This window comes from Klebsiella sp. JB_Kp031, assembly GCF_040064295.1.
GTDB classification, from domain to species: domain Bacteria; phylum Pseudomonadota; class Gammaproteobacteria; order Enterobacterales; family Enterobacteriaceae; genus Klebsiella; species Klebsiella quasipneumoniae.
Genome location: NZ_JBEAJW010000002.1, coordinates 301,927 through 323,625, shown reverse-complemented (window position 1 = coordinate 323,625; position 21,699 = coordinate 301,927). Strand labels below are relative to the sequence as shown.

Annotated in this window: 22 protein-coding genes; 12 read left to right on the top strand and 10 right to left on the bottom strand. The window is 58.6% G+C overall.

The features are described from left to right. Positions 1 to 123 precede the first annotated feature (123 nt). The 3 genes from ABLV64_RS03610 to bioD all read left to right on the top strand — a co-directional run bounded on the left by ABLV64_RS03610 (position 124) and on the right by bioD (position 3,194). Complete coding sequence (locus ABLV64_RS03610; RefSeq protein WP_004206047.1) at positions 124 to 1,026, top strand: LysR family transcriptional regulator; 903 nt, start codon at positions 124 to 126, stop codon at positions 1,024 to 1,026. Between the two features lie 124 nt (positions 1,027 to 1,150). After that, a complete protein-coding gene (mlc, locus tag ABLV64_RS03605) occupies positions 1,151 to 2,371 on the top strand; it encodes a sugar metabolism global transcriptional regulator Mlc (RefSeq protein WP_004206046.1) in 1,221 nt (406 codons plus the stop codon). Positions 2,372 to 2,498: 127 nt separating this feature from the next. Then, on the top strand, positions 2,499 to 3,194 hold the full coding sequence (gene bioD, locus ABLV64_RS03600; protein WP_004206045.1) for a dethiobiotin synthase: 696 nt from the start codon (positions 2,499 to 2,501) through the stop codon (positions 3,192 to 3,194). Here bioD and clcB read toward each other — a convergent pair. The 6 genes from clcB to ABLV64_RS03570 all read right to left on the bottom strand — a co-directional run bounded on the left by clcB (position 3,147) and on the right by ABLV64_RS03570 (position 9,568). Further along, the gene (gene clcB / locus ABLV64_RS03595; RefSeq protein WP_049003715.1) at positions 3,147 to 4,442 is read right to left on the bottom strand and encodes a voltage-gated ClC-type chloride channel ClcB; all 1,296 of its coding nucleotides are present in this window, start codon (positions 4,440 to 4,442) and stop codon (positions 3,147 to 3,149) included. The two genes, bioD and clcB, sit on opposite strands and share 48 nt — an antisense overlap. A 133-nt stretch (positions 4,443 to 4,575) precedes the next feature. After that, positions 4,576 to 5,184, bottom strand: a complete 609-nt coding sequence (dmsD, locus tag ABLV64_RS03590; RefSeq protein WP_348842957.1) for a Tat proofreading chaperone DmsD — start codon at positions 5,182 to 5,184, stop codon at positions 4,576 to 4,578. Between the two features lie 41 nt (positions 5,185 to 5,225). Next, positions 5,226 to 6,083 carry a DmsC/YnfH family molybdoenzyme membrane anchor subunit gene (locus tag ABLV64_RS03585; RefSeq protein WP_048294820.1) on the bottom strand — a complete coding sequence of 286 codons (858 nt, stop codon included), beginning with the start codon at positions 6,081 to 6,083 and terminating at the stop codon, positions 5,226 to 5,228. Between the two features lies 1 nt (position 6,084). After that, entirely contained in the window at positions 6,085 to 6,702 is a 618-nt protein-coding gene (locus ABLV64_RS03580; protein ID WP_004206041.1) for a DMSO/selenate family reductase complex B subunit, read from the bottom strand. Between the two features lie 10 nt (positions 6,703 to 6,712). Continuing rightward, positions 6,713 to 9,148: a selenate/tellurate reductase subunit YnfE gene (gene ynfE, locus ABLV64_RS03575; RefSeq protein WP_348842956.1), complete on the bottom strand. Its 2,436-nt coding sequence runs from the start codon at positions 9,146 to 9,148 to the stop codon at positions 6,713 to 6,715. 150 nt (positions 9,149 to 9,298) lie between these two features. Then, on the bottom strand, positions 9,299 to 9,568 hold the full coding sequence (locus ABLV64_RS03570) for a DUF1161 domain-containing protein (protein WP_004206039.1): 270 nt from the start codon (positions 9,566 to 9,568) through the stop codon (positions 9,299 to 9,301). A gap of 101 nt (positions 9,569 to 9,669) precedes the next feature. Between ABLV64_RS03570 and ABLV64_RS03565 the strand changes: the two genes are divergently transcribed. Beyond that, complete coding sequence (locus tag ABLV64_RS03565) at positions 9,670 to 10,380, top strand: YnfC family lipoprotein (protein WP_017900332.1); 711 nt, start codon at positions 9,670 to 9,672, stop codon at positions 10,378 to 10,380. On the opposite strand, the gene speG is transcribed toward ABLV64_RS03565, so the two are convergent. Both speG and ABLV64_RS03555 read right to left on the bottom strand, forming a co-directional pair. After that, positions 10,374 to 10,934 (bottom strand): spermidine N1-acetyltransferase, encoded by a 561-nt coding sequence (gene speG, locus ABLV64_RS03560; RefSeq protein ID WP_004206037.1) that lies wholly within the window; start codon positions 10,932 to 10,934, stop codon positions 10,374 to 10,376. The two genes, ABLV64_RS03565 and speG, sit on opposite strands and share 7 nt — an antisense overlap. Positions 10,935 to 11,000: 66 nt before the next feature. Continuing rightward, positions 11,001 to 11,342 (bottom strand): DUF1283 family protein, encoded by a 342-nt coding sequence (locus ABLV64_RS03555; RefSeq protein WP_085846172.1) that lies wholly within the window; start codon positions 11,340 to 11,342, stop codon positions 11,001 to 11,003. A gap of 108 nt (positions 11,343 to 11,450) precedes the next feature. Here ABLV64_RS03555 and ABLV64_RS03550 point away from each other — a divergent pair, with 108 nt between their 5' ends. From ABLV64_RS03550 to ABLV64_RS03535, 4 genes are all read left to right on the top strand, one after another. Beyond that, positions 11,451 to 11,813: a YnfA family protein gene (locus ABLV64_RS03550; RefSeq protein WP_072140454.1), complete on the top strand. Its 363-nt coding sequence runs from the start codon at positions 11,451 to 11,453 to the stop codon at positions 11,811 to 11,813. A 114-nt stretch (positions 11,814 to 11,927) separates the two neighbouring features. Then, complete coding sequence (locus ABLV64_RS03545; RefSeq protein WP_064150104.1) at positions 11,928 to 13,211, top strand: MFS transporter; 1,284 nt, start codon at positions 11,928 to 11,930, stop codon at positions 13,209 to 13,211. Between the two features lie 269 nt (positions 13,212 to 13,480). Then, positions 13,481 to 14,944 (top strand): fructuronate reductase, encoded by a 1,464-nt coding sequence (locus ABLV64_RS03540; protein WP_243826942.1) that lies wholly within the window; start codon positions 13,481 to 13,483, stop codon positions 14,942 to 14,944. A 267-nt stretch (positions 14,945 to 15,211) separates the two neighbouring features. Further along, positions 15,212 to 15,643: a universal stress protein gene (locus ABLV64_RS03535; protein ID WP_004206026.1), complete on the top strand. Its 432-nt coding sequence runs from the start codon at positions 15,212 to 15,214 to the stop codon at positions 15,641 to 15,643. A 51-nt stretch (positions 15,644 to 15,694) separates the two neighbouring features. Here ABLV64_RS03535 and ABLV64_RS03530 read toward each other — a convergent pair whose 3' ends face one another. Continuing rightward, entirely contained in the window at positions 15,695 to 16,381 is a 687-nt protein-coding gene (locus ABLV64_RS03530; RefSeq protein ID WP_004206025.1) for a GntR family transcriptional regulator, read from the bottom strand. A gap of 91 nt (positions 16,382 to 16,472) precedes the next feature. Then, a complete protein-coding gene (gene ydfG / locus ABLV64_RS03525) occupies positions 16,473 to 17,222 on the bottom strand; it encodes a bifunctional NADP-dependent 3-hydroxy acid dehydrogenase/3-hydroxypropionate dehydrogenase YdfG (RefSeq protein ID WP_094311648.1) in 750 nt (249 codons plus the stop codon). Positions 17,223 to 17,352: 130 nt separating this feature from the next. Here ydfG and dcp point away from each other — a divergent pair, with 130 nt between their 5' ends. From dcp to ABLV64_RS03505, 4 genes are all read left to right on the top strand, one after another. Next, entirely contained in the window at positions 17,353 to 19,398 is a 2,046-nt protein-coding gene (gene dcp / locus ABLV64_RS03520; protein WP_348842955.1) for a peptidyl-dipeptidase Dcp, read from the top strand. A gap of 303 nt (positions 19,399 to 19,701) precedes the next feature. After that, complete coding sequence (locus ABLV64_RS03515) at positions 19,702 to 20,283, top strand: cytochrome b/b6 domain-containing protein (protein ID WP_099441783.1); 582 nt, start codon at positions 19,702 to 19,704, stop codon at positions 20,281 to 20,283. Between the two features lie 51 nt (positions 20,284 to 20,334). Next, positions 20,335 to 21,024: a VIT family protein gene (locus ABLV64_RS03510; RefSeq protein ID WP_032455996.1), complete on the top strand. Its 690-nt coding sequence runs from the start codon at positions 20,335 to 20,337 to the stop codon at positions 21,022 to 21,024. A 110-nt stretch (positions 21,025 to 21,134) separates the two neighbouring features. Continuing rightward, positions 21,135 to 21,671, top strand: coding sequence for a GNAT family N-acetyltransferase (locus ABLV64_RS03505; protein WP_049093273.1), 537 nt, complete (start codon positions 21,135 to 21,137; stop codon positions 21,669 to 21,671). Positions 21,672 to 21,699: the final 28 nt, after the last annotated feature.

Here is a 21,699-nt window from a genome sequence, read left to right as displayed (position 1 = left end):
TCCTTGGATAGAAGTTGCTGCTTACCAACAGAGTGTTGTGACCATTCAGCTCACATTTTTAGGGTATGAAAATGTAAATATTCTGTCTAATATATTAATAATCTCAAATAAGACGTTTTAAATATGAATATCGAGTTGCGTCATCTGCGCTACTTTGTCGCCGTCGCCGAAGAGCTGCATTTTGGCCGCGCCGCGGCGCGACTGAACATCTCTCAACCGCCGTTAAGCCAGCAAATTCAGATCCTCGAGCAGCAGACCGGCGCCCGCCTGTTCGCCCGCACCAACCGCAGCGTCAGCCTGACGGCGGCGGGCAAACAGTTTCTCGCCGACAGCCGACAAATTCTCGCCCAGGTGGAGGACGCCGCCGCCCGCGCCGCCCGCCTGCACCATGGGGAAACGGGCGAACTGCGTATCGGCTTTACCTCCTCGGCCCCTTTCATCAAGGCGGTATCCGATACGCTGTCGCTGTTTCGTCAGCGCTACCCGGATGTGCATATTCTCACCCGCGAGACCAATACCCGCGAACAGATTGTCCCGCTGAGCGAGGGGGCCCTCGACCTTGGCCTGTTGCGTAATACTCAACTGCCGGACACCCTGGCGTGGCAGCGGGTCCTGCGTGAGCCGCTGCTGGCGATGGTCCCGGCGGACCATCCGCTGGCCCGCCTGCCCTCGGTCAGCCTGGCGGCGCTGGCGCGGGAGCCGTTCGTCTTTTTCGACCCGCATGTCGGTACCGGCCTGTATGACGATATCCTTGGCCTGCTGCGCCGCTACGGCCATACGCCGGTGATTGCCCAGGAGGTGGGGGAGGCGATGACCATTATTGGCCTGGTGGCCGCCGGGCTGGGGGTGTCGATCCTGCCGGCCTCCTTTCAGCGCGTGCAGCTCAGCGAAATGCGCTGGCTGCCGATCGACGAACAGGATGCGGTGTCAGAGATGTGGCTGGTGTGGTCGAAACACCATGAGCAGGGAGCGCTGGCAAAACGCTTTCGTGACACGCTGCTGGCCTGGAAAAGCGAGCGCAATTGAAGCAAAAATGGGCTGGAAATGTGCGGTAAATCACAAGGCTAAGCAAAAATTTGACGTTCACCATCGAAGTGCTTCACCATAGCCGAAAGTTTATTTCGAAGCGCGAAAATAAAGGGAGTCAATGGTGGTAGCGGATAGTCAACCAGGCCATATCGATCAAATCAAGCAGACCAATGCGGGCGCCGTCTATCGCCTGATTGATCAGCTCGGCCCGGTATCGCGTATCGACCTCTCCCGATTTGCGCAACTGGCGCCCGCCAGCATCACCAAAATTGTCCGCGAAATGCTGGAAGCGCACCTGGTGCAGGAGACCGAAATTCAGGAGCCCGGCAGCCGCGGGCGGCCGGCGGTGGGGCTGATGGTGGAAACCGAGGCATGGCACTATCTGGCGGTGCGCATCAGCCGCGGCGAGATCCACCTTTCGCTGCGTGATTTAAGCAGCCAGCTGGTGGTGGAGGAGCAGCTGGAGCTGGCGCTTGCCGACAGCACGCCGTTTCTGACGCGGATTATCGACCATATCGATCGCTTCTTTATTCGCCACCAGAAGAAGCTGGAACGTCTCACCTCCATCGCCATCACGATGCCGGGTATCATTGATACTGAAAACGGCATTATTCATCGCATGCCGTTTTATGAAGAAGTCAAAGACGTCCCGTTGGGCGAAACGCTGGCCAACCATACCGGGGTGCCGGTCTATATTCAGCATGACATCAGCGCCTGGACCATGGCGGAATCGCTGTTTGGCGCCTCGCGCGGCGCCCGGGATGTCATTCAGGTAGTGATCGATCACAACGTTGGCGCCGGGGTTATCACCGATGGACGTCTGCTGCACGCCGGCAGCAGCAGTCTCGTGGAGATCGGTCATACCCAGGTCGACCCCTACGGCAAACGCTGCTACTGCGGCAACCATGGCTGTCTGGAAACGATCGCCAGCGTGGAGAGCGTGCTGGAGCTGGCGCAGATGCGGATGGCGCAGTCGATGAGCTCGCTACTGCATCAGCGTCCGCTGAGCGTGGAGTGGCTATGTCAGGCGGCGCTGCAGGGCGATCTGCTGGCCCGGGACATTATCAGCGGCGTCGGTAATCACGTCGGCCGCATTCTGGCGATCATGGTCAATCTGTTTAACCCGCAGAAAATCCTGATTGGCTCGCCGTTTAACCTGGCGGCAGACATTCTTTTTCCGGCAATTTCCAGCTGCATTCGGCAACAATCACTCCCGGCCTACAGCCAGCATATCGCGGTTGAAAGCACCCAGTTCTCCAACCGCGGAACGATGGCTGGCGCGGCGTTGGTCAAGGATGCGCTCTATAACGGATCCTTACTCATACGACTGTTACAGGGTTAACATTTTTTCATAGTCACACCAAAAATTGCGCTATCTCAAGCTGACCCCCAGCGGCTTCACGTAGACTTTGCCCACTGTTGATTATTTCTCTCCCGTATATTTCATCGACAAAACTGTGGGGTTAGTGATGTTTAAGCGTTTCTTTATTACAGGTACAGACACCTCTGTCGGGAAGACAGTGGTTTCCCGTGCGCTGTTGCAGGCACTTGCTGCCAGAGGCAAAAGCGTGGCCGGGTACAAGCCTGTGGCGAAGGGCAGCAAAGAGACGCCGGACGGTTTGCGTAACAAAGACGCGCTGGTGCTGCAGAGCGTCTCCACGCTGGCGTTACCCTATGAGGCTGTCAATCCCATCGCCTTAAGCGAAGACGAAAGCAGCGTGGCGCACAGCTGCCCGATCAACTACGGTCTGCTGTCGGATGGTTTGCAGCGGCTGACCGGGCAGGTTGAACATGTGGTGGTTGAAGGCACCGGCGGCTGGCGCAGCCTGATGAACGACCTGCGACCGCTCTCCGAATGGGTGGTACAGGAGCAGCTCCCGGTGCTGATGGTGGTGGGGATCCAGGAAGGGTGCATCAACCATGCGCTGCTGACGGCCCAGGCGATCGCCAATGACGGGCTACCGCTGATCGGCTGGGTGGCCAACCGCATTAACCCCGGTCTGGCGCACTACGCCGAAATCATCGATGTGCTCAGCAAAAAGCTGCCGGCGCCGCTCATTGGCGAGCTGCCGTATCTGCCGCGCGCCGAGCAGCGTGAGCTAAGCCGCTACGTCGACTTAGACATGCTCGGCAACGTGATGGCGATAGATCGAATCCCGGCGTAACGTCCGCGACAGCACCGACGCCACCACGCAGGTGATCAACAGGCCGGGCAGCAGCGTATACTGCCCGGTCATCTCACAAATCATCAGGGTCGACATAATGGGCGCATGGGTGGTGGCGGCAAGAAACGCCGCCATGCCGGTCAGTCCCATCATCAAAGCCATCTCCTGATCCCCCGGTAGCCACAGCCCGCTGAAGCGGGCAAACAGCATGCCCATCGCCAGACCGACAAACAGCGTGGGGGTAAACACCCCGCCCGGCGCGCCGGAGCCACTGCTGGCCAGCACCGCCAGCAGTTTGCACAGGAATACCGCCACCAGCAGCGCGCCGGGCGGCGGCAGCAGGAGATAGCTTTGCACCACGCTGTAGCCGTTGCCCCACACCGCCGGAGTGATGAGCGATAAGCCGCCGACTATCAGCCCGCCCAGCGCCAGCTGCCACGGCGGCGCCAGCTTCAGCCTGACGAACCCGCGGTGGCTGTATGCCATCAGCCAGATAAACAGCGGCCCGCACAGCCCGGCCAGCAGTCCGGTGGCGAGCATCAGGCCATAGTGCAGCGCGCTAAGGTCCTGCTGCAGGACGACATGGTACAGCGGCGCGGCGCCGCCGTTGAGAAACTGGGTGAGCAGCAGGGCGATCACCGCCGAGATGACAACCGGCCCAAGCGAGGCCAGCATCAGCGTGCCAAAGAGAATTTCAGCGATAAACAGGCTGCCGGCCAGCGGGGCATGATAGGCGCTGGCCATCCCGGCGGCGGCGCCGCAGGCGACCCACAGCTTCCATTCTGCCTGCGGCGTGAAGCGGCGGGCGAACAGCGAGGCCGCCAGCGCGGCCAGCAGGATCATGGCGCCTTCCCGGCCAATCGCGCTGCCGGTGACCACCACCAGCAGCGAGGCCAGCGACTTCACCAGGCTTGCCGGCGTATCGAAGCAACCGTCCCCGGTTTCCAGGGCTTCCATATAATCGGTGGCGGCGCGCGGGCGGGCAATGCTGCGCCGCTGCCAGAGCCAGAGAAGTGTCCCTGCCGCCAGTCCCCCCAGCGCCGGGGTAATCAGTCGCCGCCACGCCGGCAGCGACTGCGCGGCGTTGACCAGGCTCCCGCTGTCGTTACCGAGAAACAGCGTTTCCAGCACCACCATGGCATGGCGAAACAGGGCCACCGCCAGGGCGGCGAGCAGGCCAATCAGCGTGGCGATCAGCAGGCGACGAAACATCACCTGCACGTCAGGATAGGGATGAAGACGGTGCATCGGTCATGGCGAGATTCGGAAAACATGGCCTTATTGTGATAGGGAATAACCTTATATGCAAAAGCGATAAGTGCGGGTCACGGTCAGGCGTGCAAATAAGGAAACCGCGCCGACTACCGGCGCGGTAAAGGGATTAGCGATAGAGCGGCTTTTCCGCCACGGCGATCGGCAGATTCTCCTGCCACTGCGCCAGGGTCGCCTGCGCCAGCTGACCCAGCGCCTGGTAGAAGGGGTGGGCAGCGCGTTCGACAAAGACGCTCAGGAAGCGTCCGGACCACGGCAGCAGATGCCAGGCCAGCAGCTGGCCAAACAACGCCTCCTGATCCGTTTCGCACAGCCACGCCGCCAGCAGCAGCAGGGTGCCGAAATGGTCTTCCGGCTCGTTGCGATCGGCGTCCAGTGCGATGCCGTTCGCGCGCATCCATTCGCGCAGGGCCAGCGTGGATTCGCCGAACAGCACCGATTCTTTATCCAGCCAGACGGATCCCCATGGCGGCGCCGGCAGGGCCCATGGTCCGATAAACAGGCGCTGCCAGGCTTCCGGCAACGACTCTTCAACCGACGCGGCAAACCCCGATGCCAGCGGGGCGGCAACCGGGTAGGGCCACTGTTGCTGCCAGCTGCCGTCCTGGAAGGCGGCGACCAGCGGCGCGATTTGCGCGTTATTCGGCGCATAAGAGAACAACGCGCCCAGGGTACGGGCGCTTAACGCGACGGCGTCGCGGTGTGGGAACGGCATCATCACTTATTCCTTTCTGCGGCGCGCGCCGGCGCGCCGTCTCATTAACCGGCAACCGCCATACCGACGGTCATATGTAGCCCATAAAACAGGCCGCGGCCAATACATTCAGCAATCAAGACCAGCAGCAGACCAGCCAGTAGCCCCGCCGCGCGCGGCGGCTGGCGACGGATCAGCGGGCACAGCCAGCAGCCGAGTCCCAGCGCCAGCAGGATCAGGCGTAAGGCCTGCAGTCTGCCGTAATTCGGCAACAGGCTGGCCGCCTGCTGAACGGAGCTGTGAATAGTACTGAGCCCGGCGCTTTGCATGACGATCACCGCGGCGCTGATGACCAGCGCGGCCACGCTCAACCCAGCAATAAACCAGCCGTTAACGTCGACTTTCGCCATTTGCAACAGCAGGGCGGCGAACAGCGGCCCGCTAAGAAGTATCGTCAGGAAGAAGGCGCTGGTGGTGTAGCCAGTGTACCATGTCGGTACAGTATCGATTTGATAAACCCGGGTCATCGCGAGGACAAACAGCAGCCCCAACAGCAGGGTGATCACCAGCCAGATTTTGCCCAGCGCCGCCGGCATTTTTTCCAGCACTGCCAGCAGCCACCAGAATCCGCCCACAGCGAAAAACAAGGCGCCGCTGGCGATTTCGTTGCTCAGCGCCGAGGCGCCGACGCGGTTCAGCGAGTTAAACGCGCGCAGTGGCGAACCGAGATGCATAACTGAAGCGAGAAAGCCGATCCCCATCAGCAGCCAGATAAAAAACATGCTGCGCACCAGACGCTGCCGCGCTTCGCGCTGGTCCGCCAGCTCGAGCCAGACCAGACCGCTGATGAGTGTCGCGCCCACCACGCATTGCCCCAGTACCGTAAACAGCACCAGCGGCCATTCATGCCATCCGCTTCCCATCTCACACCTCCTTCGGGTTTGCCAGATAACCGGTGGTATCGCCACACGGCCGGGCGTTGCGGTTAGGGTTGATCGCGATGCTCGGCTGAGTGAAGTGCGCCGAGGGCAGCGGGGCTACCGCCGCCAGTTGGCCGTGCTTAGCACGCAGTTCAGCAATCGGCCCGAAATCGAGCGCCCGCAGCGGGCAGGACTCGACGCAGACCGGCTTTTTCCCCTCGGCGACGCGCTCATGACAGCCGTCGCACTTGGTCATATGGCCTTTGTCGGCGTTGTACTGCGGCGCGCCGTACGGACAGGCCATATGACAGTAGCGGCAGCCGATGCACACCTCTTCATCCACCACCACAAAACCGTCTTCGCGCTTGTGCATCGCCCCGCTCGGGCAGACTTTGGTGCAGGCCGGATCGGCGCAGTGGTTACAGGCGATGGAGAGGTAATAGGCAAAAACGTTCTGCTGCCAGACGCCGTTGTCCTGCTGCCAGTCGCCGCCGGCATACTCGTAGATGCGACGGAAACTGACTTCCGGGGTCAGGTTTTTATAGTCCTTACAGGCCAGCTCGCAGGTTTTGCACCCGGTACAGCGAGCGGAGTCGATAAAGAATCCATATTGCGTGCTCATGGTTTACTCCTTAAACCTTCTCGATATCGACCAGGTTGGTATGCTGCGGATTCCCTTTCGCCAGCGGCGACGGGCGATGGGTGGTCAGGGTATTCATGCAGGCGCCATGGTCAACCCGGTCGCCGGCCATATTGGCGTCGTGCCACGCGCCCTGGCCCATCGCCGACACGCCCGGCATGATGCGCGGCGTCACTTTCGCCGGCAGCCGGACTTCGCCGCGCTGGTTGAACACCCGCACCAGATCGCCGTTATTAATCCCGCGTTTTTCCGCGTCAAGCGGGTTGATCCACACTTCCTGACGGCAGGCGGCCTGCAGCACATCCACGTTGCCGTAGCTGGAATGGGTGCGCGCCTTATAGTGGAATCCAAATAGCTGCAGCGGATACTGACTGCGCAGCGGATCGTCCCAGCCTTCAAATGTGGAGGCGTAGACCGGCAGCGGGCTGATGACGTCGTCTTTCTCCAGCTGCCAGCGGGCGGCAATCTCGGCGAGCCGGCTGGAGTAGATCTCAATTTTGCCGGACGGGGTGTTGAGCGGATGCGCTTCGGGATCGCGGCGGAAGTCGCGATAGGCGACGAAGTGGCCGTTCGGATCCTTGCGTTTGTAGATGCCCATTCGCTTCAGCTCCTCGTAGGCCGGCAGCGCCGGATCTTTCGCCACCATTTTGGCGTACAGATGCTGCAGCCACTGCGCCTGCGTGCGCCCCTCGGTAAAACGCTGGTAGACATCGTCGCCGAGCCGTTTCGCCACTTCGCTTAAGATCCAGTAAATCGGTTTGCGTTCAAACTTCGCCGAGGTGGCGGGCTGGATGAAAATCAGATAGCCCATATTGCCGGCGTAATCGTTGGGAATGATATCCTCTTGCTCAACGGTCATCAGGTCGGGCAGCAGCAGGTCGGCATATTTCGCCGACGAGGTCATAAAGTTGTCGATGACCACGATGGTTTCGCACTTGCTCTCGTCCTGCAGAATATCGTGCGTCTTATTAATGTCGGAGTGCTGGTTGATGAGGGTGTTGCCCGCGTAGTTCCACAGGAATTTGATTGGCACATCCAGCTTCTCTTTGCCACGCACGCCGTCGCGGGTGGCGGTCATTTCCGGACCACGGGCGATGGCGTCGGTCCAGGTGAAGCAGGAGATGGCGGTTTTCACCGGATTTTCCAGCACCGGCAGACGCTCGATGGTGATGGTGTAGGTCGATTCGCGGGCGCCGCTGTTGCCGCCGTTAATGCCGACGTTGCCGGTTAAGATCGGCAGCATGGCGATTGCCCGGGCCGAGAGCTCGCCGTTGGCCTGGCGCTGCGGCCCCCAGCCCTGGCAGATATAGGCCGGTTTGATCATGCCGATGTCGCGCGCCAGCTTAATGATGCGATCGGCTGGGATGCCGGTGATACGCGAGGCCCACTGCGGCGTTTTGGCGACGCCGTCGTCGCCCCCGCCGAGGATATAGGCTTTATAGTGGCCATTCTCAGGCGCCCCGGCCGGCAGCGTCTTCTCATCGTAGCCGACGCAGTATTTATCAAGGAACGGCTGATCCACCAGATTCTCGTTAATCAACACCCAGGCGATACCGGCGACCAGCGCGGCGTCCGTGCCGGGGCGAATGGGGATCCACTCATCTTCGCGACCGGCGGCGGTATCGGTGTAGCGCGGATCGATAACGATCATCCGCGCGTTGGAGCGCTCGCGGGCCTGTTCCAGATACCAGGTAATGCCGCCGCCGCTCATGCGGGTTTCCGCCGGGTTGTTGCCGAACATCACCACCAGCTTGCTGTTTTCAATATCTGAGGTGCTGTTGCCGTCGTTACTGCCGTAGGTGTAGGGCATGGCGCAGGCGATCTGCGCGGTGCTGTAGGTACCGTACTGGTTAAGCGAGCCGCCGTAGCAGTTCATCAGCCGCGCCACCGGCGAAGCGGAAGGCGAGGAGCGAGTGATGTTCCCGCCGACAATTCCTGATGAGTAGTTAATGTACACGGCTTCGTTGCCATATTCCGCGACGACGCGCTTCAGGCGGTCAGCAAGGGTATCCAGCGCTTCCTGCCAGCTGATACGCTCAAATTTACCTTCTCCGCGTTTTCCCACGCGCTTCATCGGATAGTTAAGGCGATCCGGGTGGTTGATGCGCCGGCGAATCGAACGCCCGCGCAGGCAGGCGCGGACCTGGTGATCGCCATAGCGGTCGTCGCCGGTGTTATCCGTTTCGACATACACCACTTCATCATCACGCACGTGCAACCGCAGGGCGCAGCGGCTGCCGCAGTTGACCGAACAGGCGCCCCAGACAATGCGGGTGTTGTCGCCGGCAGCCTGTTGTACTGCCGCCGCGGCGCTGCGCAGCGTAAAGGGGAGGGGAAGCCCGCCGGCGGCCAGCGCCAGAGAACCGAGGGCTGTGGATTTAAGTAACGCGCGTCGGGTGACGCCGCCGGAAGATTCCTGATTCGACATTGCTCACTCCATGATGGTTATGCTGGGCGGAGAAGGGCCGCCGCGTCATTAACAGACGCCGGGGTGAGCGATAATACATTATGGGTAGCCGGCAGATCTTATCCCTGGTCAATGCAGGGATAAGATCTTTCGTTTGAAAGCGAAGTGGGCTTACTGTGCGTCGTTTTCGGCGGGACTGTCGCTGTTACGGGTGTAGGTGATTTTGAAGGTGTCATTGGCGCAATGACCCACCACCTGAGCGCCGGGCTGGTCCGCCTGGTCGTTGGGCACAATGGCCAGACTGAAGGCCGTTTCCGGTACGCCATTGTTAATGATCTTCTGTTGAATATCATTTTTGACCCGCTCGCAAGAGTCGGGCGCCGCCAGTACGGTCGTGGAGCACAGCAGCAGCGCGGCGCCTGTCCAGAGGGATAGTTTCATCTTACGCTCCTTATCGATGTTATCCAGATTTAAGCATAGCAGAACTGGTGTAAACAATTGTATTTGCTAATATGATTGGATGTACACAAAAGGAATCACCTGTGAAAAGACTGTATTGGCTGATCCCGACCGCGCTGTTGCTGACGGCGTGCGACCGCGAAAGCGTCCCGGAAGCCTTCACCCCGGAGATGGCGAGTTTTTCCAATGAATTTGAGTTCGATCCGCTGCGCGGACCGGTGAAAGATTTTAGCCAGACGCTCCTGGACGAACACGATGTGGTGGTCAAAAAGGTGAGCGCGCAGCTGTCAAAAGAGGGATGTTTCGATCTGTTGACGCTGGAGGATGTGGAGAATAACACCGGCGCTACGCTGCTGCTGGACGCCAACTATTACGTCGATGGCCGCACCCATGAGAAGCGGCTGCGTCTGCAGGGGAAATGTCAGCTGGCGGAGATGCCCGCCACCGGCGTGAGCTGGGAAACGGATGATAACGGCTTTATTATCAGCGCCCGCGGCAAAGAGACCACCGCCACCTACCGCTACGACAGCGATGGCTATCCGCTGGGGAAAACCACCACCGCCAAAGAGGAGCGATTTACCGTTGCCTCAACGCCGTCGAAGGATCCGCGCAAGAAAATGGACTATACCGCCATCAGCACCTTCAACGACCGCACGCTGGGCACAGTGCGCCAGACCTGCGACTACGATCGCCATGACAATCCGCTGAGCTGTGAGCTGCAGGTGATCGATGAAAGCGTCCAGCCGCCGCTGACCCGCCACTACACGATTAAAAACCGCATTGATTATTACTGAGCCGTCGGCTTCAGCAGGGACGGCCCCGGCGTTTTGTGTTCCGCCAGATACTGATGCTGGAACAGACACATGCGGATGGTGTTGCGATACTCGCCGTTAATGAAAAACTCATGGATCAGTTCACCCTCGACCATAAAGCCGAGCTTGCGGTAAATATGGATCGCTTTTTCATTCTCTTTATCGACAATCAGATACAGCTTATACAGATTGAGCACGGTAAAGCCATAGTCCATCGCCAGCCGCGCGGCGCGGGTGGCGAGACCTTTTCCCTGGAAGTCGGGCGAGATGATGATCTGGAACTCGGCCCGGCGGTGAACATGGTTGATTTCAACCAGCTCCACCAGTCCGGCTTTATCGCCATTGCATTCGATCACAAAGCGACGCTCGCTTTGGTCGTGAATATGCTTGTCGTACAGATCGGAAAGCTCAACGAAGGCTTCATAGGGCTCTTCAAACCAGTAGCGCATCACGCTGGCGTTGTTGTCGAGCTGGTGAACAAAGCGCAAATCTTCGCGCTCAAGGGGGCGGAGTCTGACGTGTAGCGCGTCGGTCATGGGAATTCCTGTGGTTAAAGCGAAAAAGAGGGGACGGAAAGGCGGCGCCCGCAGGCGCCAGCGTGCTCAGGGATTGATCGCCCGGCCGGTACGGCGGTCAAGGCAGCGCAGGGTGTTTGGTTCCCAGTAGGCATTGACGTTGGCGCTCTTCTGGCAGTTATCCTGCGCGTCAAAGGCGACATCGGTTTTGTCCCACTCTTTTTCCGCCCGTTTGTTCACCTTCTGGCGCAGGCTGCGGGTGTCGTTCCATTGCTCTTTTTCCATCGACGCCTGCTGACGGCTTTGCGCGCTGTCGCCTGACTCAATCACCAGCCGGTCGGTGGCTGCGAATGAGCTGGAGATATAGACCACGGCGCTTAACGCCAGAATGGCGGTCAGGCACCAGCGTTTGTTCAGTGTCATGTTCATCACGATTTCCTTTAGGTGATGGGTTAACCCTCAGGTTAAGTTTACTACAGCTGTTTTGCCGGGCATAGCCGACAAAACAGCGTAGGGAAAGGGCTATTATCGCGTAGAATAGTTCAACGCTTTGTCTCTTTTACGAATCTTTTAATGCTCAAAACCACGCTGCTGTTCTTTGCCACCGCTCTGTGTGAAATCGTCGGCTGCTATCTGCCGTGGCTATGGTTAAAACGCGGGGCCACGCCGCTGCTGCTGATCCCCGCCGGCCTGGCGCTGGGGCTGTTCGTCTGGCTCCTGACGCTCCATCCAACCGCCAGCGGGCGGGTATATGCCGCCTACGGTGGCGTGTATGTTTGTACCGCATTGCTCTGGCTGCGGGTCGTTGACGGAGTCAAATTAACCCATTATGACTGGGCGGGGGCGGCCATCGCGCTGTGCGGGATGCTGATCATCGTGGCGGGCTGGGGACGGGCATAAGCCCGTCTAATGTGATCCCTGCCACTTTTTTAAACCCTAATTCTTGTATGGTAGTCGACCTGTTGCCTTACTTATCAGACATCATATTGGGTTATGACTCTGTAAGGAACAACGATGGCTATTGAGACATTTGCCCCACAGGCGGGGGCAACGCCGCTGCGCATCCGTCGGGTGCAGAAGATCACCCTGACGCTGCTGTTTATCGCCGGTATCGTTAACTTTCTGGACCGCTCTTCCCTGAGCGTCGCCGGGGAGGCGATACGCGCCGATTTGGGTCTGAGCGCCACCGAGTTCGGGGTGCTGCTCTCCGCTTTTTCGCTCTCCTACGGCTTCGCGCAACTGCCCTCGGGCATTTTGCTGGATCGCCTCGGACCGCGGGTTGTGCTGGGCGCCGGGCTAATATTCTGGTCTGCGATGCAGGCCCTGACCGGGATAGTCAATTCGTTCTCGCATTTTATTCTGCTGCGCATTGGCCTCGGGATCGGCGAAGCGCCGTTTATGCCCGCCGGCGTGAAATCGATCAACGACTGGTATGCGCAACGAGAGCGCGGCACAGCGGTGGGGATATTTAACTCCTCGACGGTGCTGGGTCAGGCCATCGCCCCGCCGGCGCTGGTCATCATGCAGCTGGCCTGGGGCTGGCGGACAATGTTTGTGGTGATTGGTTTAGCCGGTATCCTGGTCGGCCTGTGCTGGTATGTGGGATACCGTAACCGGCGGCAATTCACCCTGCAGGAGGAGGAGCAACGCTATCTGGCCAGCGAGGAGGCGGCCCGACCGGCGCTGAAACTGAGCGAATGGCTGGCGCTGTTTAAACGACGTACCACCTGGGGGATGATCCTCGGCTTCTCCGGGGTGAACTATACCGGCTGGCTGTATATCGCGTGGCTGCCGGGTTATCTGCAGGCGCAGCAGGGATTGAGCCTTGCTAAAACCGGCTGGGTGGCGGCGATCCCGTTTCTCGCTGCGGCGGTGGGCATGTGGGTCAATGGGCTGGTGGTCGATGCGCTGGCGCGCAGAGGCTACGATCTGGCGAAAACCCGCAAAACGGCGATTGTAGCCGGACTGGTGCTTTCCGCGCTCGGCACGCTGTTGGTGGTGCAATCAAACACGCCGACCCAGGCGGTGGCGTTTATCTCCATGGCGCTGTTCTGCGTCCATTTCGCTGGCACCTCGGCCTGGGGATTGGTACAGGTGCTGGTGGCGGAACATAAAGTGGCGTCGGTGGCGGCGATCCAGAACTTTGGCAGCTTTGTGTTTGCCTCCTTCGCGCCGATCGTCACCGGCTGGGTTGTGGATACCACCCACTCTTTCAATCTGGCGCTGGTGATCGCCGCCGGCGTGACCTTCGCCGGGGCGCTGTGCTACTTCTTTATCGTCAAAACCCGCATCGATTAACCGGCCTGGAAGCAACAGGCCCGCAGGGAGGCGTGGCCTGTGCCATGTTCCGTCTTCTCTTACCGCTTCGTGGCGGATTTTCTCCTGTCATCTCAGAGATTTTGTGACCGCTCGCCAGCGAGCACAACCCGGCAAAAGCTTCTTGTATGGTAGTTGACAGAAATCAAAGATGTTATACCAATTGCGTGAGATGGTTGAGGCACAAAGGCATTCTCCTCGAGAGTTCTCCCAGAGAATGGTTGATGAGCCACATAACAACGAGAGTTACCATGGAAAACACCTTCTTAACCGCTAACGCCATCCTGCCCGGCTACGATCGCCACGCGCTGGTCCCCCGTATCGTCCATCTGGGTTTTGGCGCGTTTCACCGCGCCCATCAGGCGGTATACGCCGATATACTGGCCAGCGAGTACGGCAGTGACTGGGGCTACACTGAAGTCAACCTGATTGGCGGCGAGCAGCAGATCGCCGATCTCCGGCAGCAGGATCTGCTGTATACCGTGGCCGAAATGTCCGCCGACGCGTGGACCGCGCGCGTGGTCGGGGTGGTGAAGCAGGCGCTGCATGCCCAGGTCGATGGTCTCGAGGCCGTGCTTTCGGCGATGTGTGAGCCACAGGTGGCCATTGTCTCCCTCACCATTACCGAGAAAGGCTATTGCCATTCGCCCGCCAGCGGCGAGCTGCAGCTCGATCACCCGCTGATCGCCGCCGATCTCGCTAACCCGCGCCAGCCGAAATCGGCAGCGGGCGTGGTGGTGGAGGCTTTAGCGCGCCGCCGGGCGGCAGGGCTGCCTGCCTTTACCGTGATGTCCTGCGATAACATGCCGGAAAACGGTCATGTGATGCGCAACGTCGTTTGCGCCTACGCCCGGGCGCTGGACGCGGACCTCGCGGCATGGATAGAACAGAACGTCACCTTTCCGTCGACCATGGTGGACCGCATTGTCCCGGCGGTGACCGCGGAAACCCTCGATAAAATTGAACAGCTGACCGGCGTGCGCGACCCGGCTGGGGTGGCCTGTGAGCCGTTCCGCCAGTGGGTGATTGAAGATAACTTTGTCGCCGGTCGTCCACAGTGGGAGAAAGCGGGGGCGGAGCTGGTCGCCGATGTGGTGCCTTTCGAAGAGATGAAGCTGAGGATGCTCAACGGCAGCCATTCGTTCCTCGCCTATCTCGGCTATCTGGCCGGTTATCAGCATATCAACGACTGTATGCAGGATGACAACTACCGCCGCGCGGCGCTGGCGCTGATGCTGGACGAGCAGGCCCCGACCTTAAAAGTGCAGGGGGTGGATCTGTCACACTATGCCAGTCTGCTGATTGACCGCTACTGCAATCCGGCGCTCAAACACCGTACCTGGCAGATTGCGATGGACGGTAGCCAGAAGCTGCCGCAGCGCATGCTGGACTCGGTACGCTGGCATCTGGTGCACCAGCATGACTTCACGCTGCTGGCGCTGGGCGTGGCGGGGTGGATGCGCTATGTCGGCGGTGTTGACGACGCCGGCCAGGCAATCGAAATTTGCGATCCGCTGCTGCCGGTGATCCAGCAGGCGGTAGCCGCCAGCGCCGATGGCGAAGCGCGCGTCAAAGCGCTGTTGGGCATTGAGGCCATCTTTGGCCGGGAGCTGCCGCAGGAAGCGCGGTTCGTCTCGGCGGTGACCCGCGCCTATGTAGCGCTACAGCGTCAGGGGGCGAAAGCCACCGTTGCCGCATGGGCTGAGGCGCAATAATCATTTGTTCCCGGTGTCGGTCATGGGGTCGACACCGGCTCTTCTGCTGTTTCTGCACGGTTCCGCTGATAAATCTTTTTTGCTGTTGATCGCTTTTAGCAGGCTAAAAATATGATCGAACGCAATGTCCTTACATAACTCTATATTTCCCTGATTTACTAAAGATAATTAGCTGTTATTTTTCCGAATAATGGCTGGTCATTCACCGCAAAAATGGCATAGTTAAGTTATTGAAAAATCATTTTCTCTGGAAAAGGAGTGCGGGCCATGTATAAAAAGATTTTATTGCCTGTTGATGTTTTTGAAATGGATTTAAGCGATAAGGCAGTGCGTCACGCGGAATTTCTCGCATCGGCGGAAAATGGCGAGATCACCTTGCTCAACGTCCTGCCGAACAGCAGCCGTTCGTTATTACGCGGATTTACGGCGGATATTCGTAAATTCGAAGCCTATATGCAGGAAGAGTCAGAGAAAAAGATGCGCGAGGTGGCGCGACTGTTCGACCTGCCAATGTCACGGATCCATACCCGGGTCGTGTTTGGTAACGTGCGCGATGAAATTCTGGCTATCAGTAACAACGAAGCGTTCGATGTGATAGTGATTGGCTCCCGCAAACCGGGGATCTCCACCCATCTGCTGGGCTCCAACGCCGAGTCCATTTTGCGCTACGCCAAAACGCCGGTGCTGGTGGTCAGATAATCCCCTCCGTCACGACGGCTGCGTCAGCCTTATTTCGCAGCCGTCTGGTCCTTACTCTTCGCTAAACCAGTCGCGATTCTCCTGGCGGATCAGCAGCACAGATTCGCTGATTTCATGCAAATGAATACTCATGGCTTTCTCGACTGCCTCAGCGTCGCGTTTTTCCAGCGCGGTAAAAATTTCGTGATGCTGGCGCAGAAGCATCTCCGGGGAGGAGACATGGTCAAGGCTCATGTAGCGCACGCGGTCAATGGCGGCTTTGATGTTTTCCACCGTATCCCAGGCCAGCTGACAATCGGCGATAACCGAAAGCTTCTGGTGAAATTCATCATCAAGCAGGAAAAAATCGTTTAACTGCTGGCGGTCGACGGCAATACGCTGCTGATGGAGATTCTGCTCCAGTTGATAGACTTGCTCATCGTTAATCATGCCAGCGGCACGGCGGACCACCGCGCACTCAATCGCCTGGCGGACAAAGCAACCATTGCGCACCTGAGACAGGGAGATTTTGTTGACGTAGCTGCCGCGCTGGGGACGGATCTGGATAAGTCCATTCTCCGCCAGCTTAATAAAGGCCTCGCGCACCGGCTGACGAGATACCGCAAAACGCACGGAGACTTCTTTCTCCGACAGCGGCGTGCCAGGCGGGATGAGGCAGTGAACGATATCCCGGCGGAGGATGCGATAAATTTGCTGATTAACGGGTTGCGTCGGATTCAGTTGCGATTCTGCGGCCATTGATGGTTACTTTTTATGGGGTTATGCGCACTATTTTACGCGTTTTTTGCGGTTCCGCCCATACCCGGCCATCAGGCCGGGTGGCTGACGGTTAGCCCTGGCGGTGAACGCTGAGCCCGGCAAAGCTCTGGCTCACCGGCATCATCTCCAGGGTGTTGATGTTGACGTGTTTCGGTAGGGTGGCCACCCACCAGACCGCCTCGGTCACATCTTCCGGCGTCAGGGCTTCGGTGTTCTCGTAGGTTTTACCGGCTTTGGCGTCATCGCCTTTAAAGCGGACGTTAGAGAACTCGGTGCCGCCCACCAGGCCCGGCTCGATGTCGGTGACGCGCACCGCGGTGCCGTGCAGGTCAGTGCGAAGATTGAGGCTGAACTGGCGCACAAAGGCTTTGGTCGCCCCATAGACGTTACCGCCAGCATAAGGCCAGCTGCCCGCCGTGGAGCCGATGTTGATGATATGGCCGCGATTGCGCGCCACCATGCCCGGCAGGACGGCGCGGGTCATGTACACCAGCCCTTTATTATTGGTGTCGATCATATCTTCCCAGTCTTCCACGCTGGCGCGGTGCGCCGGCTCCAGGCCGAGCGCCAGACCCGCGTTGTTCACCAGCACATCGATAGCCTGCCACTCGGCGGGCAGGTCGGCAATCAGCGTCTCAATAGCGGCGCGGTTGCGGACGTCCAGTTGCGCGATATAAAGATTATCGCCCATCTCGTCTTTCAGCGTCTTCAGGCGCTCTTCGCGACGTCCGGTGGCAATCACTTTATGACCGTTAGCGACAAAACGGCGAGTAATACTTTCACCAAAACCGGCAGTGGCGCCGGTGACCATGATAATCATCTTACTGTTCCTCAACGCTTTTTGTGTTTTCATACCATAGCACGCACAGGCGGCGACCGGTAACGGAAATCATTGCGACCCCTTAAGGAGAAGCCTAATCTTACAGGATTAGCCTGTGCAGGAGAGAAAGATGTCCGAACAAAACCCCTTTTTTAGCGTCAGTCTGTTGCCTTACCAGGCGCCGCGGTTTGATCTAATCGAAGACAGTCACTATCGGCCGGCGTTTGATGAGGGCGTTCGGCAGCAGCGCGAGGAGATCCGCGCCATTATCGACAATCCGCAGCCGGCCAGTTTCGCCAACACGCTCGAGGCGCTGGAGCAGAGTGGACAGCTGCTGGCGCGGGTGACGCGGGTCTTTTTCGCCATGGCCGGCGCCCATACCAACCCTTATCTTCAATCACTGGATGAACAATTTTCCGCCGAGCTCGCCGGGCTGGGGAATGATATCTGGCTCAACGAGGCCTTATTCCAGCGGGTGAACAGCGTCTACGAACAGCGCGAGACGCTCGCGCTTGACGGCGAATCCCTGCGTCTCCTGACCCTGACATGGCAACGTTTTGTTCACGCCGGGGCAACGCTGGACCCGGCGCAGAAGGCGGTGCTGCGCGCGCTGAACACTGAAGCGGCCACTTTGCAAAGTCAGTTCCAGCAGCGGCTGCTGGGGGCGGCGAAAAGCGGCGGCCTGGTGGTCGATGACCGGCATCAACTGGATGGCCTGAACGATGAGGAGATAGCGGCGGCGGCCGAGGCGGCGTGCGAAAAAGGGCTCAGCGATCGCTGGCTGCTGACGCTGACCAACACCACCCAGCAGCCGCAGCTGCTTGCGCTGCGCGACCGGCAAACGCGGGAAAATCTTTTCGCCGCCGGCTGGACGCGCAATCAGCAGGGCGATGAGCATGATACCCGTCGTCTGGTGCTGCGGCTGGCGGCGATCCGCGCGCAGCAGGCGGAACTGCTGGGGGCGGCAGATTACGCCAGCTGGGCGCTGACCGATCAAATGGCGGCTTCCCCGGCGGAGGCATTGGGCTTTATGCGTCAGATCGCGCCGGCGGCGCGGGCGAGGGCGGAACGTGAGCTGGCGGACATCCAGCAGGTGATCGACAACGAAGGCGGGGCGTTTCACGCGCAGGCATGGGACTGGCTTTACTACAGCGAGCAGGTGCGGCGGGCTGCCTATGCCATTGATGACGCGCAGCTTAAACCCTATTTTGCCCTCGAGCGCGTGCTGCAGGACGGCGTCTTCTGGACGGCATCGCAGCTCTTTGGGCTCCGCTTCGTGGAGCGCTTTGACATCCCGGTGTACCACCCGGATGTGCGGGTCTGGGAGATCTTCGACCACAATGGCGAAGGGATGGCGCTGTTTTATGGTGATTATTTCGCGCGCGATTCAAAGAGCGGCGGCGCCTGGATGGACGTGTTTGTCGAACAGTCGACCCTGCGGGAGCAGCGCCCGGTTATCTATAACGTCTGCAACTACACCCGGCCGCAGTGCGAGCAGAGCGCGCTGTTGTCATGGGATGAGGTGATCACCCTGTTCCATGAGTTTGGCCACGCCCTGCACGGGCTGTTCGCCAATCAGCGTTATGCCAGCCTCTCCGGCACCAATACCCCGCGGGATTTTGTCGAGTTCCCGTCGCAAATCTTCGAACACTGGGCCAGCCATCCGCAGGTATTTGCCCACTATGCGAAGCATTATCGCTCCGGAGAGCCGATGCCGGAGGCGCTGCGCGACAATATGTTGCGTGCGGCAACTTTCAATAAAGGATATGACATGAGCGAGCTGCTAGCCGCCGCGCTGCTCGATATGCTCTGGCACACGCTGTCGACCACTTCGTTACCGGAAGAGGTGGATGCGTTTGAACAGAAAATACTTCGGGATGAGCAACTGGATCTGGCGGCCGTTCCCCCGCGCTATCGCAGCAGCTACTTCTCCCATATCTTCGGCGGGGGCTATGCGGCAGGCTATTACGCCTATCTGTGGACCCAGATGCTGGCCGATGACGGCTATCAGTGGTTCGTGGAGCAGGGCGGTTTGACCCGTGAGAACGGTCAGCGCTTCCGGGAAGCAATTCTGTCGCGCGGCAATAGCACTGATTTAGCTGAACTTTATCGCCAGTGGCGCGGACACGATCCACAGATTGAGCCGATGCTGGAAAACCGTGGGATGAGTGCGTAGGGTCATTTCGGGCTGACACGATAACCGGGCTCGATGCCCGGTTTATTGGCCCCTTTTTGTTCCTCAAATGTCTCCACACTGTTCTCCCCAGTCCCCCCTCAAATTCTGAGAAAGAACTATACCGGCGATATTTCCGTCGCAGTAACGGGGCGGCGCAGGTGACAGCGACTTTGTCCGTTTTCCAAACACAGAAAAAGAGGACATCAGGCGCCACTTATTTCCCTGCAAACACGGGTGTTAAGGTTTAATTAACAAACAGGCAGGATACTGACCTCGCCAATCCTCTCATAAAATGGCCAAATCATGAACGAACAGTTACGTAATGCACTACCGCATAAAGACACCCCTTTTTTCCGCATGCTGCATATTATTGTCGCCACCCTGATTCTGCTGCAGATTATTAGCTCTAATTTCACTGAAAGTGAGGCGCTTCGCGACCTGAATATTACCGGGGTCGCCACATGGTTTCATATTGTCTCGGGATTAGCGCTGATTGCGCTTGGTGCGGTGATGCTGGTTTGGATGCTTAATACGCGCGGGTTTCGATACTATTTTGCCTGGTCGACGTTTGATTTTCGTGGTGTGGTTGAAGACAGTAAACAGCTGATGACATTTCGTCTTCCTGAAGCCCATGCCGGGGGCATAGCGGCAATTATTCAGGGGCTTGGCGTACTGGCACTGTTAGCGGTCGCACTCTGTGGTGGACTCTGGTTTGTACTGGACACCGCGTCATGGGCGTCACCGTCGCTGGCGGAAACAGTCCTTCATTGGCATAAGTTTCTGACGGTGTTCATTGAAACCTATTTCTGGGCACATGGTGCGATGGGAGTGCTGCATATCTTTCTCTCCTTTCGCCGTCAAAGGAAACAAGCGATTATTGATTAATGTTCTGCACTTTCTAATTCCGATGAGGATGCGTATTTAAAGGGAAACGACATGCATCTTGAACGACACAGCATCGAAACCGTCGGCTGGCTAAGGGCTGCGGTTCTGGGAGCAAATGACGGGATTGTCTCAACCGCAAGCCTGGTGCTCGGCGTCGCCTCTGCAAACAGCGGCTCTTCGGGTGTACTACTGGCGGGGGTCGCCGGGCTGGTTGCTGGCGCCATGTCTATGGCCGCAGGAGAATATGTTTCGGTATCATCCCAGGCGGATACCGAAGCCGCGGCGCTTGCCCAGGAAAAAAGCGAGCTTGACGCAGATTATCAGGGAGAGGTGCGGGAGTTGACATCACTTTATATCCAACGTGGTGTGGAGCCAGCGCTTGCCCGGCAGGTAGCAGAGCAGCTTATGGCTAAAGACGCTCTGGAGGCTCATGCCCGCGAAGAACTGGGGTTAACGGATGTCCTTTCTGCGCGACCTTTGCAGGCGGCTCTCTTTTCGGCAGTGAGTTTTTCCGTCGGGGCGGGGTTGCCTTTGATCGTTGCCTTGTTATCGCCAGCAAAATTGATATCCATCTCTATCTTCTTTTCTACACTTTTTTCACTGGCTGCGCTGGGCTATCTCTCTTCCGTTGTGAGTAACGCACCGCCTGTCAGGGCGATCATCAGAATTACGTTCTGGAGCTCGCTGGCCATGCTTTTTTCGATGGGGATTGGGCGTATCGCCGGGCAGATACTATTGTAGAATTGTCGAGGGTCTGTTCCTCGACCGCTCCTCATCACTGGTTGAGCTCATCGTGGGGTTTTAATCGGCAGGGAGGAGCACTGCCCACCTCATTCGTCAAGGAGATACGTTTGCATATTGAGACTCATCGCCTGCGTCTTCGCCCTGTCATGGCTGAAGATGTTGTCGATCTATACCGAATTTATGGCGATCCGGCGACAAATACCTTTAACCCCGCAGGGCCCTATCCGGATATTGACTATGCCAGTACGGTTCTCCAGCGCTGGCTTGCCCACTGGCACGATCGCGGATTTGGCAACTGGGCCATATCGGCGCGTGATACCCCGGAAAAAATCATTGGCTTTGGCGGCGTAAGTCTACGCAGTTATAACGATGTCACCATTAACAATCTCGGATATCGGTTTTCCACTGAGGCATGGGGAAAAGGCCTGGCCACCGAGTTTGCGATTGGCGCGATAAGATATGGCTTCGAGGCGCTTAAACTTAAGGAGATGTCAGCGGTTGTCCGGGCTAACCATCTGGCTTCGCAGAAAGTTCTCGAGAAAGCCGGGATGAGGTACATTAACGATATTGCTGATGTAAAAGATGCGCCGCCGAGTCTGCTCTATTCGTTGACCTTAAGCGAGTGGTTAAGCCAGTCGGGGTAACCCGCGGGCGCTTATTCGCAAGACTGGA